This is a genomic window from Nocardioides sp. JQ2195 (genome assembly GCF_012272695.1).
GTDB lineage: Bacteria > Actinomycetota > Actinomycetes > Propionibacteriales > Nocardioidaceae > Nocardioides.
In genome coordinates, this window is sequence record NZ_CP050902.1 from 3363679 (window position 1) to 3379392 (window position 15714).

Sequence of the window (15714 nt, forward strand, 5' to 3'; positions counted from 1 at the left end):
CTCAGATGCCGAGCCTCCGGGCCACGGCGTCACCACCGATGTCCCGGATCACCTGGGGGTCGCCCACCACGACCAGCTCGTCGGTGGCGCGCGACATCCCGACGTACAGCCGCTCACGGGCGCGCTCGCGGACCTCGGGCTCGTTGACGCACAGGACCACGGCCTTGCGCTCCAGCCCCTTGCAGCCGAGGACGTGGCCGTAGAACACCTCGTCGGGATCCCAGAACGTCTTCCAGTAGCCGTCCTGGTCGTGGAAGTCGGTGCGCTCCACCTGGATCGGGTGCCGCTTCCCGGTGGTCAGCAGCATGACGTTCTCCGGCTTCCAGCCGCGCTCGAGGAACTCGTCGACGATGTCGTCGGCCGTCGAGACGGCCTCCTCCGCAGTGCTGGGCACGAAGCGGACGTCGGGACCCTCGCCTCCCGAGGCATACATGCGGGACGGGGCGAGCGGGCCGAACGAGTCGTGGATCTGGCGGGTGTTGCGCAGGTTGTGGTCGAGGACCAGCGGAATCAGCTGCACCGGTGGCCGACCGAAGCGCGCGAAGAGCCGTTGGTTCTCGTCGGAGTAGACGAAGAGGCCACCCTCGTCCTCGTCACGCAGGGCCTTCATGACCGGTCGCCACCAGGTCTCCGCGAAGTCCTGCGCCTCGTCGACGATGATCGCGTCGTACTTGCTCCTGTCGTCCAGACCACTGGCCAGGTCGGCCATCAGGACCGGCAGCTCGTCCTCCCAGAAGGCGCTGTCGACGCGTTCGCCGTCGGGGGCGCCCCACTGCTTGCCGAAGTCGTGGAAGGTGCCGACGAACGCCGGCCGCTCCTTGCGGTGCCACGTGGCCACCTCGCGCTTGAGGTGCTCCGCGAGCCCCAGCGAGTAGCACAGCACCGCCACCCGTTGCGGCTTCACCTCGCCTCGCCCCCGCGTCAGCTGCTTGGCCTGCTGCAGCGCGAGCACGGTCTTGCCGCTGCCGGCCCCACCGCGTACGTCGACCCGGCGCAGCAACCGGGTCACCTGCAGGATCGACGCCTGCTCCTGGGTCAGCCGATCGACCTGTGCGGCCCGGTCCTCGGCATCCGCGTTCACGTCGTACGACGTGGGCGGTCGGCCGTTGAGGACCTCGACGACCGCCTGGCAGTCCTCGTAGGTCGGGTGGCGCTGACCGTGCGCCATCCGCAGCGTGTTCGTGCGCACCCGCTCGACGAGGTCCGGCAGGTCGGACTTGTCGTGCAGTGCCCAGCGGGGCAGGTCCGGCTCGTCGTGGTCAGGACCGAACTCGGCATAGGGCGTGACCACGCCGTGGGCCCACACGATGCGCTGGCGCCCCCACCGTTCCCGGTCGCGCTCGACGAACGTGCGGGCGGCGTACTTGCCCTCGCGAGCCTGGTCGACCGGATGGATCACCGAGGTCCGGCCGCGGCGGGCGATCCGCCACTCGCCGTCCTCGTGCCAGACGCTGCCGCCCTTCACCTCGAGCACGATGGCGCCGACCTCGGGCATCAGCACCAACAGGTCGAGCTCGTGGTCCTTCTTGTCGTCCGTGAGCCGGCGGTTGGCGATGAGGACGTCGTCGGGACCGAGGCCGTCACGCAGCACCTCCCACACCTGCTGCTCGGAGGCGTTGGTGAAGACCGGTGACGGCGGTACGAGCTGGACCATGTCCTGCACCTTGCCATGCCCTCCCCCGGCGCGCCGTCGATTCGGCCAAGCCCCTGCGGATCACCCGTGGCCCCTGCAGATCACGCCTGGCACCTGCAACCGGGCCAAGCCCCTGCAGGCCGGTCCGAGCCCCGCAGATCGAAGCCCGGCGTCGTGGACGTCGCGAGGGACGACGCTGCTGTCCCGATCCGTGACGGTGGACGGTCGGGCCGTCGCGCAGTGCGCTCGCCGGGAGGCCCGTCGGTTCCCACTAGGCTGACCCGCATGATCCGGAGCCGACTTGCCCGCGCCCTGCTCAAGCTGTTCCGCTGGCGCGTGGTCGGTGAGGTGCCGCGCAGCGGGATCTTCGTCGGCGCACCGCACACCTCCAACTGGGACTGGGTGGCGATGTTGCTGCTGCTCTGGTCGGGCGGCGTCGCGCCACGGGTGCTGATCAAGCGGGAGCTCTTCAAGCCACCGCTGGGCTGGATCCTCAACGCGACCGGCGGGATCGCCGTCGACCGCGACAACGCCACCGAGGTCGTCACCGAGCTGGCCGAGCACGCGGGTCGCGACGAGTCCTTCGTGATCGTGCTGGCCGCCGAAGGCACCCGGAGCAGGGGCGACCACTGGAAGTCGGGCTTCTACCGGCTCGCCCGGCAGACCGGCCTGCCGGTCTCCTTCGGCTTCATCGACGGACCGTCGAAGACGCTCGGGTTCGGGCCGACCCTGCACATGACCGGCGACGTCGCATCGGACATGGACACGATCCGGGCGTTCTATGCCGACAAGCGCGGGGTCAACCCCGAGGGGCGCACGGAGCCCCGGTTCAAGGACGAGACCACCCCGATGTGACACCCTGAGCGTCGCTCGCTCAGGTGCCGGACTCGCACAGCCTCACGAAGGCCCCCAGCTCCACCAGCCCCCGGGTGCTGCCCGGGAGGTAGGACGTCAACGCCGTCGACCGGACCAGCACCGCACGCCACTGGGCACGCGAGATGGCCACGTTGATGCGGTTGCGCAACAGCAGGAAGTCCATGCCCCGGGGCACGTCGGCCGCCGACGACGCGGTCATCGACACGAACACCACGGGGGCCTCCTGGCCCTGGAACTTGTCGACGGTACCGACCTTGACGTCGCCGAGCCCGGCGTCGGCCAGCATCTGGGTGATCAGCTGACGCTGGGCGTTGTACGGCGCCACGACCAGCACGTCGGCCCGGCCCAGCTGCCTGGGGGTCGAGGGGTCCTCGGGATCCTGCCAGTCGAGGCGACCGACGACGGAGCGGATCCGGTCGACGATCACCCGGGCTTCTTCGACGCTCGACGTGCGGTTTTCCTGGTGGGAGATCCTCACGACCTCGAGCCCCGGCGCGAAACCGTCGATCGACCTCTTGCTCGCCGGTGGGGCCGAGTGCAGCAGCCCGTCGTAGGACAGCTCCGACACGGGGGCGCAGACCGCCGGGTGCATCCGATAGCTGTCCGCGAGGAAGTAGCCGAGCTCGGCGGGCAGGGAGTGGTGACCGTCCATCAGCCAGCCCAGGGCGGACCTGTTGACGGGCTCGCCATGGGTGCCCTGGCTGACCTGCGGCAGCTGTTGCGGGTCGCCGAGCAGGAGCAACCGCTGGGCAGCCACCGAGACCGCGATCGTGTTGGCCAGTGAGAACTGCCCCGCCTCGTCGATGACCAGCAGGTCGAGCCCGTCGCGCGGGAAGGAGGTCGCCGCGTAGGCCCACGCTGTGCTGCCGACGAGACACCCTCCCTCGGTGCCCTCCACGAAGGCAGCCGGGTCCTTCTTCTCCTGCCACGGCCTGGTTCCGGCCTTGGATCCGGGCTTGGGCTTCTTGGCGATCAGCGTCGGGTCGAGCCCGCGCTTGACCACGGCGGCGAGGAAGTTCTCCACCACCGCGTGGGACTGGGCGACGACGCCGACCTTCCAGCCGTGGTCGCGCACCAACCGCGTGATCACCTCGGACCCGGTGTAGGTTTTCCCGGTGCCGGGTGGGCCCTGCACGGCCAGGTAGGACCTGTCGATCGACAGCAACGCCTCGGTCAGGTCGGCCGCCTTGTCACCCGAGTCAGGAAGTGTGCCGCCGGCGCCTCCGGCGGTCAGTCGGGGCCCGCGCTTGGCGAGCACGTCGAGGGCCGGCTGGGCGGGAAGGGTGCCCAACCGGTCGGCCTCGGTGGCGACCTCCCGGATCGCCTCGGCCAAGGGCTTCTCGTTCACCCCGAAGCCGGGGATCAGGGCGAGCGGCAGCTCCGGGTGGCCGTCCATCTGCATCTTGAGGGTCTCGGTGAAGGTGATCCGGAAGCGCTCCCCCTCGGGCTCCACGGCGGTGATCGTCACGCCGAAGCCGGCAGCGTGCACTCCGTTCTCGGGCGGGCACAGCTCTTGGGGCATCGGATCGGCGTACATGCTGTCCATCCCCGAGGCCACCCCGACAGCGCTGCCGACCGGGAGGTCCACCACGGCAGTCAGCACCCGGGTGAAGGTCCTCTTGCGGGGTCCCTTGAACCAGTCGTCGACCACCTCCGGCGGGTCGTCGAAGCAGACCACGTCGGGCGAGGTGCGCCAGGAACCGACCGGCTCACCGAGCCGGTTGAAGTGGGCCCACGCCTCGGGAAGGCGTTCGCGCCGGTGGTAGCCGAGGGCGGAGGCGAGCATCGCCCACCCCTGCTCCTCGTGCGTGCGCTCGGGACGCGGGGCGGCGCCGGCGCGCGAGCGCAGGGAGTCGGTCAGTGCGACGAGGGCCTCGTCGACCTCGCTCTCGCTCTCGCCTCCCCCAGCGGAGTCGTCGGAGTCGCCGGAGTCGGCCGCACCGCCACGACCGCCGGTGGCGCCGCCGGTGCCGCCGTCGTCCTCGACAGGCTCCACCAGACCGCGGAGCCAGTCACGCAGCTCGAGGGTGGAGACACAGTCGATCTCGTTGTAGTCGAGCAGGTTCGCTCGCTTCACCGCAGCGCCCGAGGCATCGCCGAGGTCCCGGAGCTGGCAGTAGTCGTGGTACTCCGCGATCGAGGCGTCGCCCTTCGTCACCTCGCCACCGCGAGGGGTCGAGAGGTAGAGCGGCTCCAGCCTCTTGATGCTGTAGGACGACTCCGAGATCAGCACCGACTCGCGAACCGTGGCATAGAGGTCGACGAACACCCCGCGCCGGAGCAGGTCGTCGACCACCGACTCGTGGGTCTCACACACACCGGCCAGCCGCTTCAGCGCGGTCACCTCGTAGGGCGCGTAGTGATAGATGTGCAGGTCGGGATGCACCTCGAGGCGCGCCACGACGTCGTCGAGGAACGCGATCAGCTGGTCCTTCTCTGCGGTGTGGTCGTCGGCCCACAGCGGCATGAACTGCCGCGGCTGGCTCGGGTGGTCGGGTGAGGTCAGGACGCCCCAGAGGTATTCGAGACCCCACCGGTCGGGGTCGCCCTCGTTGAAGAGCGGGTCACCCTCGAAGTCGAAGAACAGGTCACCGGGAGACGGCTCCGGCAGGCTGCGCAGGGCCTGCTGGGAGATGACCTCGTGGAGGGTCTCTCCCTCGGCCGCACCCTGCACCTGGAGCCGCGCCTGCGCGCGCAGCTTCGCGAAGGTGGACCCGGCCATCCCACTCGGGCCGGTCTCGGCCTCGGCGAGGTCGCCCATGGTGTGGATGCCGACGGACTTGAGCCTGCGACGCTGGTCCATCCGCAGCCGGGCGACCAGGACCAGGTCGTCGGCGGCCACGGCCGCGCGCTCGCAGTCGGCGCAGCTGCCGCAGTGGAGGATGCCGGGCTGGTCCCACCGGACCGGATCGACACCGGCCTGGTGGGAGACGAGCAGGGCACGGATCCGCGCGCGGCGTTCGCGGAAGACCGCCTCGAGCTCCTCGCGGGGGAAGTCGAGCACCCGGTCGTCGCCCAGGTGGAGGCGCACGACCGGCGCGACCCGGCCACCGGCCCGGGTGACCGCGGTCGAGTAGGCGGCCAGCTGCAGCAACGCCGTGGGCTGGGCCTGGCGGGCCAGCTTGGCGTCGACGACCACCCAGCCCTCGGGCGTCGCGCGCAGGAAGTCGGCGTACCCGAAGAACTCGCCGTCGAAGAACGCCGGCTGGTGGAGCACGTCGGCGCCCTCGGTCAACGCCTCGGCGGTCAGCTGGGCCGCGTCCTCGAGCGCGGCCGACGAGAAGCCGGGCACCGCCTCGAAGCGGCGTACGCCGGTGCCCCGCGCGGCGTCGTGGACACCGAGCTCGGCCTCGAAGGCGGCCAGGGCCTGGGCCTCGTGGCGCTTGCCGAGGTCGGCGATCTGGGCCATCAGCGGATCATCGGGCGACTCGTCCTGCGGTGCCCGACCGAGCAGGCGATCCACCTGGGAGAGCAGGGCGAACTCGCAGCGCGCCGCGGTGACGAGGTCCGTGGCACTCCAGATGAGTGAATCGCCGAGCGTGAACAAGGTGCCTCCTGGCTGTTGGTCATGACGTTAGGCCACGGCACCGACAACCGGCAGCGCATCGGTGACGTCCAGGCGACCGGCGGCGAGCTCACCGGAGGTCCGGCACCGACCCGGCCAAGTCCCGGGCGCGATTCGCCTCCATGCCGGACAATGGCGGGATGCCGGACGGGATGAGTGAGCGTGAGCGCCGCAGGCGCGCCCGTGAGCTCGCCCGGCTGATGGCCGAGCTCGACGAGGCAGATCGTCGTAACGGCCTGGGCGCCTGGCCGACGCCGGCTCCGCAGAAGCGACGGCCGACCGGTCGGCGTACGACGTGGGTCATCTCGATGGTGGTCACCGCGATGGTGCTCAGCATCGTGGTCGCCCTGCACCCCGGCTCGCAGGCCAGTGCCATCCGGCGGCTGCTCGGCTTCGGCCCGGAGCGCATCCTCGCGGCACCCGAGCTGCCCTCCGGCGACGGTTCCCACGCCTTCGTGATGACCCAGCGTGACGGCACGACACCCGTCGGCTACGACCCGTGCCGCACGATCGAGATCGAGATCAACCCCGACAACGCACCCGACGACCACCGGGACCTGGTCGAGACGGCGATGCGCCACACGAGTGGCGCCACCGGCCTCGACCTCCGGATCACCGGCACCACCGACGACCGGCCCGCCCAACGGTCACGGGTGTCCGGTCGCGCGCCCGTCCTGGTCGCCTTCGCGAACGAGGACGAGTGGCCCGCCCTCGAGGGCGACGTGGCCGGCGTCGCGGGCAGCGCGATGATGGAGTCGCCCAGCGGGCGCCGCTTCTTCGTGACCGGCTCGGTGGTCCTCGACGCCGACCTGTTCACCGACGAGGACGTCCCGGACGCGTCGCTGCAGGCGATCATGGACCACGAGTTCGGGCACCTGGTCGGCCTCGACCACGTCGAGGACCCGAACGAGCTGATGTACGACGAAAACGTGGGCCTGACCTCCTACGGCCCGGGCGACCTGCGCGGCCTGGCCGAGATCGGACGCCTCCCCTGCGAGTGAGTCAGCGCGTCCCGTCGTCGGCCAGGGCACGCGCACGCAGCTCGTCCCACTTTGGGAAGTGGTTGCGCAGGGTGGGCCCGCTGGGCACACCATCACGTCCCTTGGCCCACTCGCGGTAGCCGCCGTAGGTACCCCGCGAGTCGGGCTCGGCCAGGTATGCCGCCACCGCCGCGACGATGGCCTCCGGGCTGAACGCGGGCTTCTTCGTGGTGCTCACGACGACGTCGAGCCCCGCTCGCTCGCATGCCACGTGCCACTTGCCGAAGCGTCGGATGATGCCGATCCCGGAGGCGCCGCCGTGGCCGGCCCGCCAGGTGTCGTAGGCCGCCACGGTGAGCGGCCCGTCGACGCCGGCGGCGGCGGCGCGGATGCCGGCCAGCATCTCGTCATCGGTGTAGGTCGGCTTCGCCATCTCGCCTCACTCCGGGCTCGAGGCTCGCCACTGGTCGACCATCCAGTGCCCGTCATCGTGGCTGACCGTGAGGTCCAGGGTCTGGTAGGTCGCCGGCTCCTCCACAGGCTCGGCGTCCTTGCTCTCGGTCACCGTCCGCCGGGCGACCTCCACATCGGCGATCACGTCGTACGTCGTCGCGTTGCCGGCGTGGTCTAGCACCTGGAGGCCGGCCACCGTGGCGTCGCCACCGCTGATCGATCCCCCGTCGTCGTGGACGCTCTCGATCCGGGTCGCCTGCTCGTCGCACGCGTCGCAGCCGTCGCCGGCGAGGTCGCGCAGCGTGGTGGTGTCACCGGTCTTCTCGGCGTGGCCCACCACCGCCCAGTAGTAGGTGATGAATGCCTTGGCCGCCCGCGCACCGGTGCCGGACATGGCGGCAGGCGGACCGGGTGCCGTCGCCCCCGCGGCCGTCTCGGACGGGCTGTCGCTCGAGTCCTCGTCGTCGCCGCTGCAGCCGGACGACGCCGCGAGCGCGACCGCGCAGGCCACCGCGACCACTCGGCGTACGCGTGTGGGGAGCATGCGCGCGATTGTGTCATCGCCGGACCCGCCCCGTTGCCGGCCTCACCGCAGCACCCCGGCGAGAACTTCCACGCGTCAAGAAAAATTGGTGAGCAATAGTCTCCAATTCGGTGGGTACCGCGTAACGTCACTCACACTCGATGACCGTTGCGCACGTCAGCAAGGGCGTGCGTCGACCCGGTCATCCCAGCAATTCTCCACTTGGGAGGGGTTGTCGAATGGATTCACTCAAGGACAGTTTCGAGAACGTCGACTGGGCCGGCCTTGCCGGCAAGGTCGTCGCCGCCATCGTCATACTGCTCATCACTTGGCTGCTGGCCAAGGTGATCAAGGCCGCGTTCGTGAAGGCCACCCAGAAGGTCTCCGTGCTGCAGAGGGCCGGGTCCGACGGTGAGAGCATCGGCGCCTCGTTGGGCACGATCGGGTCGCTGCTGGTCTGAATGTTCGGACTGCTGGCCCTGTTGCAGCTCTTCGGACTGACCCAGGCGCTGGCCCCCATCCAGAACCTGCTCAACGGCATCGCCGGCTTCATCCCGAACCTCGTGGGGGCCGGACTCGTCTTCATCGTCGGTGCGCTGCTGGCCAAGGTGGTGCGCCAGCTCGTCGAGACCGCGCTCGGCGCCCTGCCCTTCGACAAGTGGCTCAACCGCGCGGGTGCCGACGAGGTCACCGGGAACACGACGATCAGCAAGACACTGGCGCTGGTGCTCTACTCGCTGATCATGATCATCGTGGCGATCGCCGCGCTGCAGGTCCTGGGCATCTCCTCGATCTCACGGCCCGCCGAACAGATGCTGAACACCATCTTCAACGCCATTCCGAACATCATCGCCGCCGCGATCCTGCTGGGCATCGGCGTGATGATCGCGAAGTTCGCCGGTGAGCTGCTGCAGGGGATCCTCGACGGCTTCGGTGTCGACCGTTCGCTGCACGCGATGGAGGTGCTGCCCGCCGACAAGAGCGCGACCCCGGCGATCAGCAAGGCTGCGCAGATCGGCATCGTGCTGTTCTTCGCGGTGATGGCTGCGCAGTTGCTGCAGTTCCCGCAGGTCACGGAGTTCCTCAGCGCGATCCTCGAGCTGGGTGGCCGGGTCCTCTTCGGTGGTGCCGTGATCGCCGTCGGCGTGCTGGTCGCCAACCAGCTCGCCAAGCTGGTCGGCGGCAGCGGCGGCACGATCATCAAGATCGCCACGATCGTGTTGTTCGCGGCGATGGGCCTGAAGTTCATGGGCATCGCCGACTCGATCATCGAGCTCGGCTTCGGTGCCGTGGTCGTCGGTGGCGCAGCCGCCGCGGCCCTGGCCTTCGGCCTCGGCGGACGCGACGCCGCTGCCCAGCAGCTGGCCAAGCTCCAGGCGGCTGCCGCCAGCTCGTCGTCCTCCGGCGGCTCGTCGTCGACCGCCAGCTCGTCGTCCACCGGCGGTACGTCGTCGACCGGCGGTACGTCGCCGGCCGGTGGCGGCACCGGCATCAGCCAGCCGTCCCCCTCCGGTGATCCGCTGACGGGTCCGATCCCGCCGACCGACCCATCGGGTGGGCCGACGACCTGACCCCTCGCACAACGACGCGAACGGGCCGCCAGCGCGATGCTGGCGGCCCGTTCGTCTGTCACCGGCACGAAGCCCGGCCTGACCTGTGTCGGTCAGCAGCGCGCCACAGCACGGATGGGGATGCCACCGCCGGCGCCGACACCGCTGCGCTCCGAGACCATCGTGTCCACGAGGTCACCCTTGCGCGCCCGCAACGACCTGATCTCGGACACCCTGCCGCGCTTGGCCCAGACCTTGACGGAGACCGTGGCGATCTTCCAGCCCTCTGCGCGCTTGACCTTGCACACCTGGGCCTTGGCGTCGTGGATGGTGGTCCCCGTCGTCCAAGCTGCCTCGGTCGTCGACCTCATGCCCCCTCCTCCGCCTCCGGGCCGACGGATCCGCTGCGTGGGTGCATCCGTCGTTGCCGGTCACCGATGATCGACCGGAAGTAGTGGGCCTGGGTCCGGTGGAAACGGAAGTCGACCGGGTCCACCTTCACCTCGGGCTCGGGCTCGTCGGGCGGGCAGACGTGCACCCGCTGCCACTGCCGCAGCTGGTCGAACGAGTCGTCGCGGTAGGTCGCCGTGCAGTGCAGGCAGACCCCCTCGCGTCGTCCCTCGTGCTCGACCAGGATCGTCCCCTCGAGCTGGAAGGTCACCGGATCGATGTGCCCGGTGGTCTCCACGAACGCCTGGTCGTCGGGCAGCACCAGGGCACAGGTGCAGACGTCGCGGTCGATCGAGCGCCACGTCACCGGCCGGTGGATGCCGGCCTTGCGATCCGCGAGGATCGCCTCGAGGACGGCTCGCTCCGCGTCGATCTCCTCACCCTCCACCAGCATGCTGGCCTCGAGCAGGGCCAGGTAGTGCCCCACCAGGCCCAGCACCAAGGCGTCGTACGCCGACCCGTGGGCGCGGTAGTCGCGTGGTCGTCGTGCCATGTTCTTCTCCCGTCGTCAGGAGCCCGCGCACGGGGCTCCGCCTTGACCGTCGAGCGGCCCGGGTCTTCTCCGGAGGGCACCGTGTCGGGGGACGCGGTTGCCGGTCGGCCACGTCCGGAGGCGTGCGGCCGACGAACCATCACCACAGGTGGTGATGCTCTGGACCCGTTCGACACCGTCTGGGTGCCGACGTGCAACAGCATGCACGAGACCACCGACAGCCTCGGTGGTCTCGTGGGTCCGGGCTCAGTCCCGGGACCTCATGGCATAGGTGAGGAAGACGTTGCCGAGCGACGACGTGCCGGAGTCGACCAGCTCGAGGCGGGACAGCGGGACGGTCTCGTCGAAGAGCCGGCGCCCCTCCCCGGTGATCGCGGGGTGCATGGTGAGCGTGAGCGTGTCGATCGCGCCGCCGAGGAAGAGCGACCGCACCGTCTCCACTCCCCCTGCGACGGAGATGTCGCCGCCCTCGCCCTGCTTGAGCTCGTTGACGTAGGCCACCGGGTCGCCGCTGACGTGGGTGGAGTTCCAGTCGAGGTCGCCGTCGAGCGTCGAGCTGATGACGTGCTTGCGGATCGGGTTGATGAACGCACCGAAGGGGTCGTCGGCGCCGACGGCGTCGCTCTGCCAGAACGTGCGCCACTCCTCCCAGAGCTTGCGACCGAGCACCATCTCGGTGATCGGCGCGAGGGCTGCGCCCATGCGTTCGCCCTCCTCCTGGCCGAAGGCGTCGAACTGGAACTTGTCCGGCGACTCGCTCACGCCGTTGACCGAGTAGAACATGTGGGCTGTGACCTTGCGCGACATCGTGATGCCTTCCGTGGATGGGGTTGTCGCTGTGTCGACCCGGGCCCGCGCCGGAACTCATCGCTGGATCCCGGTGTCAGGACGGGGCTGTCGGGACTGGCCGTCGGGACTGGGTCGTCAGGACTGGGTCGTCGGGACGGGGCTCAGAGGACCTTGGAGAGGAAGCTCTGGGTCCGCTCGTGCTGCGGGTTGGCCAGCACCTCTGCGGGGTCGCCCTCCTCGACGATCACGCCGCCGTCCATGAAGACCAGCTTGTCGCCGACCTCGCGCGCGAAGCCCATCTCGTGGGTGACCACCATCATCGTCATGCCCTCGGCAGCCAGGTCCTTCATCACCTGCAGGACGTCGCCGACCAGCTCCGGGTCGAGCGCCGAGGTGGGCTCGTCGAAGAGCATCATGTCGGGGTCCATCGACAGCGCGCGGGCGATCGCCACCCGCTGCGACTGCCCTCCGGAGAGGTGCGCCGGGAAGGCGTCCTCCTTCTCGGCCAGCCCGACCTTGTCGAGGTTGCGCCGGGCGATCTCGATCGCCTCGGCCTTCGAGCGCCCCTTCACCTTCTGCTGGGCGACACAGAGGTTCTTCAGCACCGTCATGTGCGGGAACAGGTTGAACCCCTGGAACACCATCCCGATCCGCGACCTCAGCGCATCGACGTCGGCGTCGGGGTCGGTGATCTCGTCACCCTCGACGAAGATCTTGCCCTTGGTGGGCGTCTCGAGCAGGTTCACGCAACGCAGCAGCGTGGACTTGCCGGAGCCGGACGGCCCGATCACGCAGACCACCTCGCCCACGGCGACGTGGAAGTCGATGCCCTTGAGGACCTCGTTGTCCCCGAAGTACTTGTGCAGCTGCTGCACGTCGATCGCGGCGGCGCTGCGGGCGCTGGGATCGGTTTCGTTCGTGCTCGGGGTGGTCATCAGCGGGCCCTCTCAGCCTTGGCTTCCATGCGGCGTACGACGATCGACAGCGGCACCGTGATGATCAGGTAGCACAGGCCCACCACGACGATCGGCGTCAGGTTCGCCTCGCTGTTCATGCCCTGGCGACCCCACTTGGTCAGGTCGTACTCGGACAGCGAGAGCCCGAGGATGTAGATCAACGACGAGTCCTTGGTGAGCAGGATCAGCTCGTTGGTCAGCGGCGGCAGGATGATCCGGAACGCCTGCGGGATCACGATCGAGATCATCGCCCGCGAGTGCGACATGCCGAGCGACCGGGCCGCCTCCATCTGGCCCTTCGGCACCGCCTGGATGCCGGCACGGATGGTCTCGGCCATGTAGGCGCCGCCCACCAGTCCCAGGGCCAGGGTGGCGACCCCGAGACCACCGAACGGGATCTCGTACTCAGGGAAGGCACGGTCGAAGCCGGGGCCCAGGGCGAGGAAGACGACCAGCGCCGGGAGGCCCCGGAACAGCTCGATGACCGCCGTGGAGAGCCAGCGCCAAGGACCGATGCTGGACAGCCGCATCAGCGCGAGGACGAGCCCCAGCACCAGGCCGAAGGCAAACCCGCACGCGGTGTAGACGACCGTGTTCTTCAGGGCCGTCTGCAAGATGTCGGGGAACTGCTTCCTGACCAGCTCCGGCTGGAAGAACGAGTCCCTCAACGACGCCCAGTCGGCCACCAGTGCGATGACGACGATGATCACCACGATCACGCCGTACTGCGCGTAGCGGAGATAGGTGGCTCTCTTGCGCTTGCTCAACGCCATGTGGTTCTCCCATCAGGCCACGCGGACAGCGCAGCCGTGGTGTCGGTGGAGCTGGAACGTGGGGTTCAGCTCTCCTCGCCGAACCACTTCTTGTGCAGCTCGTCCATCGTGGCGTCGTCGGCGATCACCTTGTTGATCGCGTCGAGCAGCTCGTCGTTGCCACCCTTCTTCACCGAGAAGCCGTACTGCTCGCCGGTCTGGAACTCGGTGGACACCTCGACGTCCGGGTTCTGGGTGACGTAGTAGTTGACCAGGCCGTTGTCGTTGACGCCGGCGGCGACCTTGCCGCTGTTGACGGCCTCCATCATCAGCACCGAGTCCTCGTAGGACACCGCTTCGGCGCCGTCGGGCAGGTTCTCCTGGACGTACTCCTCACCGGTGGTGCCCTCCTGGACCCCGATCCGCTCACCGGCCAGGTCGTCGAGGTCCGAGTAGCCGGAGCCCTTCTGCACGAGCAGCGCCTGGGTGGCCTCGAAGTAGGGGTCGGTGAAGTCCATGACCTCCTCGCGCTCGGGCCGGATCGACATGGCACCCGTGGCCACGTCGCAGTCGCCGCCGTCGAGCGACTGGCCGGAGACGATGGTCTCCCACGGCGTGTCGATGACGTTCGTGTCGAGCCCCTCGGCATCGGCCACTGCCTTGAGGACGTCGATGTCGAAGCCGACCACCTCGCCGTCCTTCGTGAACTCGAACGGCTCGTAGGGCAGGTGGGTGCAGATGGTCAGCGTGCCCTCATCGATGACCTTGACCCCCGATTCGGTGGTCGTGGTGCTGGTGTCCTTGGCACATCCGGTGACGGCGAGGGCCACGGCGGCGACGGTCATGATTACGCGAGCGGGACGAAGGTTCATGCGCAGCACACTAACCCTGTCGGGTCCCGAAGGGGAGAAGAGCAACGCACATGCCAGCAATCGATACACCGATGAAATCTCCGCCCGGTGCCGGCGGACAGGGGCAGCAGCGCCCCACCTACGATGGCGCCATGGCTCGCTCGTTCGAACAACAGCTCACCATCCCGCTGCCGCCCGAACAGGTCTCGGCGCAGGTGCAGCGGGTGCTGATGGCACTGCCCAAGGCCGGCAACGTCTTCGTCAACCCGCCCCGGATCACCGCGGACCTCAGCATGGGCGCCTTCAGCTGGGGCGAGAAGCTCCTGGTCCACCTGACCCAGGTTCCCGGCGGCACCCAGGCGGTCGTCCGCAGCGAGTGCTCCTTCCCGCTGCAGCTCGTCGACTACGGCAAGAACCGCAAGAACGTCGAGAAGATCGTGGCCGGTCTCCAGCTGCCGCCAGGACCCGCGGGACCGCCCGTCGGCTGAACCGTCCGTCCGCCGCGCTCCTCCTCGCCGAGAGCGGCGCGAGCGGTTCTCCCCCGGGTCCCGACGATGCCTCGCCACGGACCGGGCTCACTGCTCCCAGTGCAACGTCCCGCTCGATCCGTCCGGTGTCACGCTGATCGACTTCGTCTGCGCGTCCCGGGGCAGCTCGACGAGCGCCCGGACGGAGACCGACCTGCCCGGCTTCACGTGGGGCCTCCCGGAGAACTCCTCTCCCCCGGCGGAGAGCCATCGCTCGGCGTCGAAGCTGGCGCCGCTCGTGGTCTCGATCGAGACGTTCGGCACTGCGCGCGCCTGCCAGGCCACCTCACCGGTGTTCTCGAACTTCAGGCGTACGGCGACCAGGTGGTCGCCGTCGGACAGCTCGCCGCCGGAGACCGTGCTGACGGTTCCCCCGCCACCGGAACCCTCGCTGCCCGGGTCGGGCAGGTCCTTGACGGACACGACGGTGACGGAGAGGTCCGGTCGTTGCCCCGCCCCCCGGACGTCGACCGGGTCCCCCACCTTGACCACACTCGCCACGAGGTCCTTGCTGAACAGGTCGGTCAACGCGGGGGCGATGCGGGGTGCGGCGAAGACCACGGCTGCGACCACGGCGAGCGTGACGCCACTCCTGGTCAGCGCAGAGCGGATCCGGCGCCTGGTGCTGCGGCGCAGCACGGGCCGGCGAGGCGGCGTACCGCCCCTGGCGTTGCGCTCGGCCCTGGCCTTCCTCGCGCGGTGGTCCGTCGCCAGGGGCAACGTGATGACCGCGCGCCGGACCAGGTTGTCCACCTCGTCGGCGTCCAGCACCAGCGGCCGAGCAGCCAGCAGCTCGGCGATGCCGGAGGTCGAGCAGACCAGGACGTCCTGCACCCACTCCCCCCGGGGCCGATCCCCGGTGAAGCACAGGACCCCCGTGGCGGTTACGCCTCCGATCGCCGCGGACACCGCGTCGGCCGCCTCCGCGACCGACGTCACCGCACCCTGACGGGCGCTGCCGTTCTGCCGCAGGACCTGACTGCGCACGTCGACCTCGCCCGACCAGTTCTTGGTGTCGATCACGAACACCCCACCCGGACCGATCAGGACGTGGTCGATGTTGGCGCGCGGCCTGCCCGGCCAGGCCAGGTCATGCCGCACCACCCACCCGTGCGCCACCAGCGGCTCGAGCGCCTCTGCGGTGGCCTGCTCGCCGTCCGCCCCGCGCTCGTAGCGCTCGGCCGCCCGCCTGTGCCGTGCAGCCTTCTCGTCTTGCCTTCGCGCACACTCGCGCGCAGATTCCCCAACCATGGCACCCCCCAGCGCCTCTTTTCTGGAGAGTAGGCCCGTTCCGGGGATCGGCGTGGGGAAATCGG

General features: G+C 69.6%; 16 protein-coding genes. 5 read left to right on the forward strand and 11 right to left on the reverse strand.

The window, feature by feature from the left end:
• Position 1: 1 nt before the first annotated feature.
• The gene (locus tag ncot_RS16020) at positions 2–1654 is read right to left on the reverse strand and encodes an NERD domain-containing protein (protein ID WP_168618498.1); all 1653 of its coding nucleotides are present in this window, start codon (positions 1652–1654) and stop codon (positions 2–4) included.
• Between the two features lie 264 nt (positions 1655–1918).
• Here ncot_RS16020 and ncot_RS16025 point away from each other — a divergent pair, with 264 nt between their 5' ends.
• Positions 1919–2488: a 1-acyl-sn-glycerol-3-phosphate acyltransferase gene (locus ncot_RS16025; RefSeq protein ID WP_168618499.1), complete on the forward strand. Its 570-nt coding sequence runs from the start codon at positions 1919–1921 to the stop codon at positions 2486–2488.
• A 19-nt stretch (positions 2489–2507) separates the two neighbouring features.
• On the opposite strand, the gene ncot_RS16030 is transcribed toward ncot_RS16025, so the two are convergent.
• Positions 2508–6056, reverse strand: coding sequence for a bifunctional RecB family nuclease/DEAD/DEAH box helicase (locus tag ncot_RS16030; RefSeq protein WP_168618500.1), 3549 nt, complete (start codon positions 6054–6056; stop codon positions 2508–2510).
• Positions 6057–6226: 170 nt separating this feature from the next.
• Between ncot_RS16030 and ncot_RS16035 the strand changes: the two genes are divergently transcribed.
• Positions 6227–7075, forward strand: coding sequence for a matrixin family metalloprotease (locus tag ncot_RS16035; protein WP_168618501.1), 849 nt, complete (start codon positions 6227–6229; stop codon positions 7073–7075).
• A gap of 1 nt (position 7076) precedes the next feature.
• Here ncot_RS16035 and ncot_RS16040 read toward each other — a convergent pair whose 3' ends face one another.
• Entirely contained in the window at positions 7077–7487 is a 411-nt protein-coding gene (locus ncot_RS16040) for a hypothetical protein (protein WP_168618502.1), read from the reverse strand.
• Between the two features lie 6 nt (positions 7488–7493).
• Positions 7494–8051 (reverse strand): DUF6318 family protein, encoded by a 558-nt coding sequence (locus ncot_RS16045; protein ID WP_168618503.1) that lies wholly within the window; start codon positions 8049–8051, stop codon positions 7494–7496.
• A 218-nt stretch (positions 8052–8269) separates the two neighbouring features.
• Between ncot_RS16045 and ncot_RS19535 the strand changes: the two genes are divergently transcribed.
• Positions 8270–8491, forward strand: a complete 222-nt coding sequence (locus ncot_RS19535; protein WP_206065019.1) for a hypothetical protein — start codon at positions 8270–8272, stop codon at positions 8489–8491.
• Positions 8492–9601: a mechanosensitive ion channel gene (locus ncot_RS16050; RefSeq protein ID WP_206065020.1), complete on the forward strand. Its 1110-nt coding sequence runs from the start codon at positions 8492–8494 to the stop codon at positions 9599–9601. It begins immediately after the preceding gene.
• A gap of 92 nt (positions 9602–9693) precedes the next feature.
• Here the strand turns inward: ncot_RS16050 and ncot_RS16055 are convergent, their stop codons facing one another.
• The 6 genes from ncot_RS16055 to ncot_RS16080 all read right to left on the reverse strand — a co-directional run bounded on the left by ncot_RS16055 (position 9694) and on the right by ncot_RS16080 (position 13892).
• Positions 9694–9951 (reverse strand): hypothetical protein, encoded by a 258-nt coding sequence (locus ncot_RS16055; protein ID WP_168618504.1) that lies wholly within the window; start codon positions 9949–9951, stop codon positions 9694–9696.
• Entirely contained in the window at positions 9948–10523 is a 576-nt protein-coding gene (locus tag ncot_RS16060) for a hypothetical protein (RefSeq protein WP_168618505.1), read from the reverse strand. The genes ncot_RS16055 and ncot_RS16060 overlap by 4 nt, the downstream gene beginning before the upstream one ends.
• A 246-nt stretch (positions 10524–10769) precedes the next feature.
• Positions 10770–11330, reverse strand: a complete 561-nt coding sequence (locus ncot_RS16065) for a dihydrofolate reductase family protein (RefSeq protein ID WP_168618506.1) — start codon at positions 11328–11330, stop codon at positions 10770–10772.
• A 143-nt stretch (positions 11331–11473) separates the two neighbouring features.
• Positions 11474–12247: an amino acid ABC transporter ATP-binding protein gene (locus ncot_RS16070; RefSeq protein ID WP_168618507.1), complete on the reverse strand. Its 774-nt coding sequence runs from the start codon at positions 12245–12247 to the stop codon at positions 11474–11476.
• Positions 12247–13041 carry an amino acid ABC transporter permease gene (locus ncot_RS16075; protein ID WP_168618508.1) on the reverse strand — a complete coding sequence of 265 codons (795 nt, stop codon included), beginning with the start codon at positions 13039–13041 and terminating at the stop codon, positions 12247–12249. Before ncot_RS16075 ends, ncot_RS16070 begins: the two co-directional genes overlap by 1 nt.
• A 65-nt stretch (positions 13042–13106) precedes the next feature.
• Positions 13107–13892: an ABC transporter substrate-binding protein gene (locus ncot_RS16080; RefSeq protein ID WP_168618509.1), complete on the reverse strand. Its 786-nt coding sequence runs from the start codon at positions 13890–13892 to the stop codon at positions 13107–13109.
• Positions 13893–14023: 131 nt separating this feature from the next.
• On the opposite strand from ncot_RS16080, the gene ncot_RS16085 reads away from it, so the two are divergent.
• Positions 14024–14359, forward strand: coding sequence for a hypothetical protein (locus ncot_RS16085; protein ID WP_168618510.1), 336 nt, complete (start codon positions 14024–14026; stop codon positions 14357–14359).
• Positions 14360–14446: 87 nt separating this feature from the next.
• On the opposite strand, the gene ncot_RS19540 is transcribed toward ncot_RS16085, so the two are convergent.
• A complete protein-coding gene (locus ncot_RS19540) occupies positions 14447–15649 on the reverse strand; it encodes a nuclease-related domain-containing protein (RefSeq protein ID WP_206065021.1) in 1203 nt (400 codons plus the stop codon).
• Positions 15650–15714: the final 65 nt, after the last annotated feature.